At 59.2% G+C, this 8,974-nt stretch carries 6 protein-coding genes; all 6 read right to left on the bottom strand.

Going from position 1 to position 8,974, the window contains the following annotated elements; translation table 11 throughout:
• Positions 1-6: 6 nt before the first annotated feature.
• Positions 7-1,494, bottom strand: a complete 1,488-nt coding sequence (locus tag ACIOU6_RS14695) for an alginate export family protein (RefSeq protein WP_401137367.1) — start codon at positions 1,492-1,494, stop codon at positions 7-9.
• Complete coding sequence (gene algK / locus ACIOU6_RS14700) at positions 1,491-3,014, bottom strand: alginate biosynthesis TPR repeat lipoprotein AlgK (protein ID WP_401137370.1); 1,524 nt, start codon at positions 3,012-3,014, stop codon at positions 1,491-1,493. Before algK ends, ACIOU6_RS14695 begins: the two co-directional genes overlap by 4 nt.
• 9 nt (positions 3,015-3,023) lie before the next feature.
• Positions 3,024-4,193 carry a PilZ domain-containing protein gene (locus ACIOU6_RS14705; protein ID WP_401137373.1) on the bottom strand — a complete coding sequence of 390 codons (1,170 nt, stop codon included), beginning with the start codon at positions 4,191-4,193 and terminating at the stop codon, positions 3,024-3,026.
• A 35-nt stretch (positions 4,194-4,228) separates the two neighbouring features.
• Positions 4,229-5,710, bottom strand: a complete 1,482-nt coding sequence (alg8, locus tag ACIOU6_RS14710; protein WP_401137376.1) for a mannuronan synthase — start codon at positions 5,708-5,710, stop codon at positions 4,229-4,231.
• A gap of 85 nt (positions 5,711-5,795) precedes the next feature.
• On the bottom strand, positions 5,796-7,112 hold the full coding sequence (locus ACIOU6_RS14715) for a nucleotide sugar dehydrogenase (protein ID WP_221729948.1): 1,317 nt from the start codon (positions 7,110-7,112) through the stop codon (positions 5,796-5,798).
• An 811-nt stretch (positions 7,113-7,923) separates the two neighbouring features.
• Positions 7,924-8,703, bottom strand: coding sequence for a peroxide stress protein YaaA (gene yaaA / locus ACIOU6_RS14720; protein WP_401137380.1), 780 nt, complete (start codon positions 8,701-8,703; stop codon positions 7,924-7,926).
• Positions 8,704-8,974 lie beyond the last annotated feature (271 nt).

Below are 8,974 nucleotides of genomic sequence, written 5' to 3' on the forward strand. Positions count from 1 at the left end.
TTTGCATCAGAAGCGCCAGATCACGTCGATGAACGCGCGGTGCATGTACGAATCAACTTGCTTGCCGTAGGCGTCGCCCGGCTTGAACACGCCACCACGCAAACGCACCAGCGCCGAAGGCTCGTCGATCGACTGGCTCAACGCCGCCGGCAACAGGCCTTGCTTGAAGTACTTGGTGACGACCAGATCCATCTCCTGACCCAGATCCTTATTGCCGTCCTGCAGTGGCAAAGAGGTGCTGGAAAGGATCGCGCCAGTGACGTCGTCGGTGTTGTTTTCCACGGCGTTGATGCCGTTGCTGCCGACAGGTTTGCTACCGTCGACGCGCCAGAACTTGTGGTAGATCAGGCTGGCGTCGTACTCGTCGTTAAGCATCCACGAACCGAACAGGGTGGCGGTCTGCATGTTGTTCATTTCGCCACGGAAGGCTTCGCCGAAACGGTGAACGCGCGAACGGGTACCGGTGTAGTTCGAGCGGTTGCTTTCCAGACCGGTCTGTTCGTAATCGGCGCTGGCGCGGGCATAGGCGGCGCCGACCTGCCACTGCGGATCGAGGCGCAGACGCACGCCGACGTCGGTGGCCCAGCCATTCACATCATCGCTGCGTTTGGCTTGCGCCGGGCGCGAACCATCAGCGTTCAGCGCGTTGACCGTGTCGCGGTCGCCGCTCATGCCGGTGATGCTGCCCCAGTAGTTGACGGTGTTGGTGTTGCGCCAGTTGTAGGCGTCGCTGTCGGCGGTGAGGCCGAGCCAGCTGATGTCGCCGTTCTCTTTCTTGTCCAGCGAGTCGCGGGGCACGCCCGGTTCGGCGTAATCGAGCTTGCCGTCGTCGTGGGTGTGGTGACCGCGAATGCCGACCCATTGCCCCGGTGTCCACTGGTAAGCGGCATCGGCGTAGGCGTGCAGGCGATCCTTGTCTTTGGGCGCCAGCTCTTTGAGGTCGGTGCGGTATTCGCTGAAGCGTTCGGCAACACCGGCGTTGGCACGCAACAGGGTGGTGTCGAAGGTCCAGTTCAGCGCTTCGATGTTGGTGTCGCGCCATTGGCCGTCGTCATTGCGCAGGCGCTGGCGACCGAACTTGAGCATCTCGCCCGGGTAAGGGGTGAGGCCGCTGTAGCCGACCCAGAATTCACGCATCGCCAAGTAGTTTTTCTTGGTCTTGCGGTCACTGTTGTCGGTGGTCTGCGTACCTTCGCTGTCGGACTGCTGCAGGGTGTCGGTCTCGATGATGTCGGTCGAGGTCACGGCCTGGCCCATGGCGTAGGCGCTCCACGCGCCGCTTTCGCCGTAGACCCACGGACGCAGGTCGAGGCCGACACCGTTGACGTCGCCGCCACTGGCGGTGCCGAGGTCGCGGTCGTCTTCGGACTGGCCGGTGATTTTCACTTCGAGGCCGAAGTTTTTGCTTTCAGTCATCGCTGCCAGTGTCGGGCAAGACCAGATCAGCGCGAAAGTGAGGCCAATGCCGGCCTTCACGAATGGATTGAGCTTCATAGTTTTTCCTCGCCGTGTTCTTCTTGCAGGGCGTGCAGTTGCAGCGTGTTCGTGTTCAGGGCACCACGGCTGGCCTGCTCTTGCTGCAGCAGGCGTTGGGCTTGGGCCAGACGCTCGGGCGGCAATTGCGCCGCGAGAGTGGCTGCCAGTTCATTGGCTTGCGGGGTGTTTTGCGCCTTGGCCAATTGGCTGAACACATAGGCGTTGACCGGGTCGGGCTGGGTGCCTTTGCCTTGGGAGAACAGTTGGGCGATGGCGAAGTCGGCACTGTTCTGGCCGTTGCGCGCAGCGGTCAGCAAGTGGTCGAGAGCCTTCTGCGGATAGACCTTGCCCAGGTAACCACGGCGATAGATCTGGCCAAGGTAGTAATCGGCGGCGACTTCGCGGCCGACGGCTTTCTGGAAATGTTCCTCGGCGACTTTCGCATCGGGCGGGACCATTTTGCCTTCGTAGTAGAGCTTGCCCAGCAACAGTTCGGCACGCGGTTGGTCGGCGGCGCGGCCGTTATCCAGGTACTGCATCATCTGATCGATGTCGCCCAGTTCCGGGAAATCGTAGAGCAATTGCGCAAGCGTCACCCACGATGCCGGGTAGCCCGGAGCAATCGGTTCGAGCAACGACTGCGCGGTTTTTTCGTCGGTCTTGCCCAGGGTCGAATCGGCCAGCACACGGGCGACCGAATCGACGCGTTGAGCGGTGACGGTGCCACGGCTGTAACCGGCCTGCATCTGCTTGATCAGCTCGGCCTGTTGTTCAGGCTGGGCACGTTTCTGATAGACCGTGGCCAGTTCGACGTAGCAGATGTCGGTGGTGTTGAGCGCGGCTTTGCAGATCCTTTCCACGTCATCCAGATGCTGGTCGTAAGTGCCTTGGGTGCGATAGAGCAGCACTTGGGCCAGACCCGCCTCCGGGTAACCGGATTGGCGCCACTGATCGATCTGCTGCTGAGCGTTGATGTTCGGAAAACTGTGCGGGTATTGCAGGTACAGCATCGCCAGCGGGATCAACGTGTTGCCTTCGCCTTGGACGGCAGCCTTTTTCAGCAGGCTTTCGGCTTCCTGACGCTCGGCTTCGGTGGAACCGGGTTTGGCCACCAGCAAGCGGCCGAGTCGCGCCTGAGCTCGCGATGAAACACTGGCGGCGGCGCGGTAAGTCGCTTCGGCCTGCTTCATTTGCTCGGGGTCGTGGCTGTCGACTTGAATATCAGCCAGGCCCACTTGCGCTTCGCTGTAACCCAGATCGGCCAGTTGCTGATAGTTCTGCGCAGCGGTGGCGGTGTCGCCACGCTTGAGTGCTTCGTTGGCCAGGCGCTGATCGGGCAGGCCGGCGCAACCGGCCAGGCTGACCGCCAATGCCAAGGCACACACTGATCCTTTGTGGGAGCTGGCTTGCCAGCGATTAGCCGGGGTCGCGCTCGACCGACTCGGTGTTTCAGCAAGACCACATTGATCCGATCGCTGGCAAGCCAGCTCCCACAGGGATCGTGGCGTTCTGAAAAGACTGGTGATAGTCACAGGCATGTCCTCGACTTAAAGACCGGCAGCCATGGCTTTGTCGATCAGCCAGTTCAGGTTCGGGCCACGGTCGCTGTTCACTTCCACCGGGCGGCCGGCGAAGCGGCTGTCGAGCGGCTCGTCAGGCTGGATCTGCACGCGGATGTCGGAGGACAGGTCAGCGCTTTTCAGGCTGGTGCTGCTGACGATCTTGCCGGTGCGGGTCTTGTCTTCGCCGGCGATCTGGAAGCTCACAGGCGTACCCGGACGCACGTCGCCGAACTGGCGATAGGAGAACCGCGCATCAACGGTGGCCTGGGTGTTGCGCGGCACCAGTTGGAAGATCACGTCGCCCTTGCTCGCGTATTGACCGTCGGCCACCAGTTGCTGAGCCACGGTGCAATCGCACGGCGAAGTCAGGGTGCCGGTCATTTGCTTGCCGAACAGTTCCTCGACCTTGGCCGGGGTCAGTTGGTCTTCTTCCAGATGACCCTTGAGCACGTCGAGCATGCTGGTGCTGAAGGTCGCCAGCGGTGCGCCTTTGGCGGCGACGCCGTCGGACTTGACCAGGCTCTGCACGGTGCCGTCACGCGGCATGGTGATGTTCATGCCCGGTACGCTGACCAGGCCAGCCTGCGCGTGGCTGACGAAGTACATGCCGTACACCGATTTGAAAATGAAACCGGCGGCGACCAGGCCGACGACGAAAACACCGGCGCTGAACGTCACGGCCTTCAAACGGCCGAACGGCGTCATGCCGTGGCCGCCGTCCTTGACCTTGCGGGCCTTGGTGAAGTTGTCGCGCTGCAGGGTCGCCAGCACTTCGCCCATGCTGACGATGTCGCCGGCCAGGTGCGAAGTGATCAAGTGACGCAGGGTGGAAATATCCTGCGGCTCAAGGTTCTGAAACTGGCAGCCAACGCGGCCACTCGGGCGGTCGTAAGAGCGCACCTGCAGTTCAACGTCCATGGCCAGGCCGAGGTTGTCGATGACAAATTGCAGGCGGGCCTTGTACACCTCGCCGAGAGTCAGCGGCAGTTGCCCGGCGTTGAACGCCAGGCCGCCGGCCGAGAGGTCCAGGACCCGCGTTTCAACGGGCGCCCGGTCAGGGCCGAAGAAACGCAGTTTGGCCGGGATTTTTACGCGGGCGTGCTGACGCTGGGCTTCGGATTCATGCACTACATTGGCGTTGACGGCGGTATTCATAGGGGCGATTTCCTTGTTAATTCAAGAGGGGCGGGTCAGACCATCATCAGCAGCACGGCGACGAAAATGCTGCCGGCGGAGAAGGTCATGGTCCGAGACGACCAGGTGTTGAACCAACGTAGAAAGCTGGCGAGATCACGGGTCAGGGACGTGGGCTGGCGAGTCCAGGACTGTTGGTCGAGGCGGAAGAACACGTAGATCTTCACCAGCGCACCGACGATCTGGTTGTAATAAAGAATCGCCGGGTAGGCCGGGCCGATCCGGTGACCGGAGCAGGACAACAGCAAGGTCAGAATCAGGCGGGTGATGCCGATCCACAGCAGGTAAACCAGAATGAATGCGGTGCCGTACTTGAAGCTGGCGATGATCGCCACGGTCAGGCCGAGCAAGGACGTCCACATCGATACGCGCTGATCAAACAGCACCACCGACGTGAAGGCGCCGAGGCGTTTCACACCCAGACCCAACGCGCGGGAGTTCTGCCGCAGGTTGTTTCCGTACCAGCGGAACATCAGTTTGCGGCTGGCCTTGATGAAGCTCTTTTCCGGCGGATGTTCAACGGTGTTGATCGCCGCGTCAGGCACGTAAAAGGTGTCGTAACCCAGACGCATCAGGCTGAACCAGCTCGACTTGTCGTCGCCGGTCAAAAACTTGAAACGACCCAGGCGCCAGTGCTGCAGCGAGTCGCTCTCCACGTCGGCGATGAATTCCGGGTTGGTCACCACGGTGGCGCGGAACACCGACATGCGCCCGGTCATGGTCAACACGCGCTTGGACAGGGCCATCGAGCACATGTTGATGTGACGCTGGGCGAAGCGCAGCTTGTGCCATTCGCTCATGATGTAGCCGCCGCGCACTTCGCAGAATTCGTTGGTGGTCAGGCCGCCGACGTTGCCGAACAACTGGAACCACGGCACTGTCTTGCGCACGGTGCCTTCGCCGAGCACGGTGTCGCCATCGATCACGGCGACCACGGCGCGGTCGTCCGGCAGGTGACGGGAGATCGCGCGGAAACCGTAGGCCAGGCCATCACGTTTGCCGGTGCCGGGAATGCGCACGAAGTCGAGCTTGACGCGTTCGGGCGGATTCATCCGCGCCCACAACGCTTTCACCAACAGCTCATCGGACATTTCGACGATCGAGCAGACCACAGTGGTCGGCAGTTCGCAGTCGATGGCTTCGCGGATCACCGAGCTGTAGACCTGCGCGGTGGTGAGCGCGTCGATACGGAAACTGGTGACCATCAGAAAAACATGCGAGGGGTCCGCTGCTTTACCCAGCTTGCGCACTTTACGGCGCAGGTGCGGATAGACGATGTAGAGAAAAATCATGCCGCGCACAAAGTGCGTTGCACCCATCGAGTAGCGCCAGATACCCACGGCGCCAATCAGGAAAATGAAGTCCTTCGACTCGGAGTCGAATGTGGACGTGGGCAGCATCAAGGCCAGGCCCATCAGCAGGCTCAAATAGAAAAGCCAGCCGGCGGATTGCAGAAAAAAATGTTTGAGCTTGGTCATCAACGTCATCCGAAGGTATTAGAGGCTTCGAGCTGCAAGCCTCGAGCTGCTAGCTGCAGCTCGAGGCTTGTCGCTTGGCGCTGCGTTACCAGCAAATACCTTCGGTGCGCGTACCGGCGTCGGTGGCTTTGGCCATGAAGCCGACCAGGTCGATGACCTGTTTGCCGTGCGGTGCTTGCTGGGCCAGCGCGCGGAATTTCTCGTCGCGGTTGCCGAGGATGATCACGTCGGAGTTGTTGATCACCGAATCGAAGTCCGCGTTGAGCAGGGACGACACATGCGGGATTTTCGATTCGATGTAGTCCTTGTTCGCGCCGTGAACACGGGCGTACTCGACGTTGCTGTCGTAGATGCTCAGGTCGTAACCCTTGCCGATCAGCATTTCTGCCAGCTCAACCAGCGGGCTCTCGCGCAGGTCGTCGGTGCCGGCCTTGAAGCTCAAACCGAGGAGGGCGACTTTGCGTTTGTCATGGCTTTCAACGATGTCGAAGGCGTTTTGCACTTGCGATTCGTTACTGCGCATCAGCGAGTTGAGCAGCGGCGCTTCGACATCCAGGGAGCCGGCGCGGTAGGTCAGGGCACGCACGTCTTTGGGCAGGCACGAGCCGCCGAACGCGAAGCCCGGACGCATGTAGTACTGGGACAGGTTGAGGGTCTTGTCCTGGCAGACCACGTCCATCACTTCACGGCCATCGACGCCGACGGCTTTGGCGATGTTGCCGATCTCGTTGGCGAAGGTCACTTTGGTCGCATGCCATACGTTGCAGGTGTACTTGATCATCTCGGCGACAGCGATGTCCTTGCGGATGATTGGCGCGTCGAGTTCTTCATACAGCGCTTGCAGAACGTCGCCCGAAGCCTTGTCGAACTCGCCGATGACGGTCATCGGTGGCAGGTCGTAGTCGGCGATGGCGGTGGATTCACGCAGGAACTCAGGGTTGACCGCGACGCCGAAATCAACGCCGGCCTTCTTGCCGGAGCAGTCTTCCAGGATCGGAATCACCACGTTGGCAACGGTGCCCGGCAGTACGGTGCTGCGCACGACGATGGTGTGGCGGGTGGTTTTTTCACGCAGGACAAAACCGATCTCGCGGCACACCGCTTCGATGTAGTTCAGTTCCAGATCGCCGTTCTTCTTGCTCGGCGTGCCGACGCAAATCATCGACAGATCGGTGTCACGAATCGCCTCGGCGAAGTTGGTCGTGCCACGCAGACGACCGGTCTGGACACCCTGTGCCAGAAGTTCGCCCAGGCCCGGTTCAACAATGGGGGATTTGCCAGCGTTGATCATGTCGATCTTGTCTTTGGCAACATCGACGCCAACCACGTCATGGCCCCGTGCAGACAGGCAACCGGCACACACTGCGCCAACGTAACCCAAACCAAATATGCTGATGCGCATCGCAATTACCTCTGTATATATCAGGCCGTTAGAGGGCCGGAGTTAATGGTGTTCAGCGTTCATTAGTGCACTCGAAAGTGCGGCATACAGGCGCCACAATGCCGTGTGCAGGCATACTAAGTTTCGAGTGTCTAAATAAGTGCACTCAAGATGTGCGCAACCAGGCCTTGTTGTTATGACGTGCCCTGTTTTGCAGCCAATCTTCATGTTTGAAGATCTTGGTGCAGTCGTTTTTACGCGCTTGATCTCAGGTTTAAGCCTTGTGTATCAAGCGGTTGGGTGCTCAGGCGAGCACGTTTATAGGGGCGCGGCCATGGCCTTGTAGGGGATATTAATGGTGCCTATCTCCTGTCCATCAAGTTGCTTTCAGACTAGTTAGTCATCTAGGCAAGTTGCTGTGACAACTTGGTTACATGGCTATCTGCCTAGCGTAAGTTATCTCGTACAAACTCGGCGAGAATGGTTACCGGTGGTATGAGCTATGCATTTGGACATAGTTCCAGCCCGCTCATCGCGAAATCTGAAATTTCTTGAAATATTGTCAAAGATGGCACTAATCTCAATTTGATAGCACTTTCGTTTTCGACCTTTATTAACAGGCGAATAATCACGTTAGATAGTTTTGTGCCACTACCGTGAAAAAATTTAGGTGCCACTACTGAAAAAAATGATCAGTGTCGAGTGAAACTAATATTAGAAAAGAGGGTGTTGATTTTATGGCGCCATTAAAATGGCGATATCGGGAGAGGGATTTTTGACATCGTGCTCAATGCACGACTCTTTATAGAAAGCGTCGTGCATTGAGCATGCTTTATTCGGGGGCGTGGTCGCGCAAGAACACCAGAGTGTCCGGTTTCGACTGCTCGGTACTGTAGCGATAACCCTGCACATCGAATTGCTTGAGCAGGGCGGGATCGTTGATGCGTTCCTGGATCACGAAACGGCTCATCAGGCCTCGGGCCTTTTTCGCGTAGAAGCTGATGATCTTGTACTGGCCGTTCTTCTGGTCCTTGAACTCGGTGTTGATGATCCGCGCGTTCAGGGCGCTGCGTTTGACCGCTGAGAAGTACTCGTTGGAGGCCAGATTGAGCAGCACGTCGTCGCCTTGCTCGGCCAGCGCCTGGTTCAGCCATTCGCTGATGCGCGTGCCCCAGAAGGCGTACAGGTCCTTGCCACGGGCATTGGCCAGTTTGGTGCCCATTTCCAGGCGATACGGTTGCATCAGGTCCAGCGGGCGCAGCAGGCCATAAAGGCCGGAGAGCATGCGCAGATGCTTTTGCGCGTAGTCGAAGTTGGCTTCGCTGAAGGACTGCGCGTCGAGACCGGTGTACACGTCGCCCTTGAACGCGAGTAGGGCTTGCTTGGCGTTTTCCGGGGTGAAGGCGGGCGTCCAGCTGCCGAAGCGCGCGGCGTTGAGGCCACCGATCTTGTCGGAGACGTGCATCAACTCGCTGATTTGCGCTGGCGACAACTCGCGCAACTGCTGGATCAGCTCCTGAGAATGGTCGAGGTATTGCGGCTGGGTAAAGCGCTGGGTCGCCGGCGGTGTTTCGTAATCGAGGGTCTTGGCGGGGGAAATCACCATCAGCATGAAGTCGTCTCCTTTAATCGTGGGGGCGATTCTAGGGGGTTGGGGCGGATGACTCCAGCTATCAAGTCCATAGGTGATCGACGGCCTGCCACAATCTCCATGTGGGAGGGGGCTTGCTCCCGAAGGGGCCGTATCAGCCTACCCATCTGTTGGATGACACACCGCATTCGCGAGCAATGCAGTGGTCTAATTTCCCCGGACACCCCGATAGGTGGAAAATACACCTATTGAGGAGCTCTCCATGACCGACAAACGCAAAGTATTCGACGAC

Origin of the sequence: Pseudomonas sp. NPDC087615 (assembly GCF_044743445.1) — a bacterium.
GTDB lineage: Bacteria > Pseudomonadota > Gammaproteobacteria > Pseudomonadales > Pseudomonadaceae > Aquipseudomonas > Aquipseudomonas baetica_A.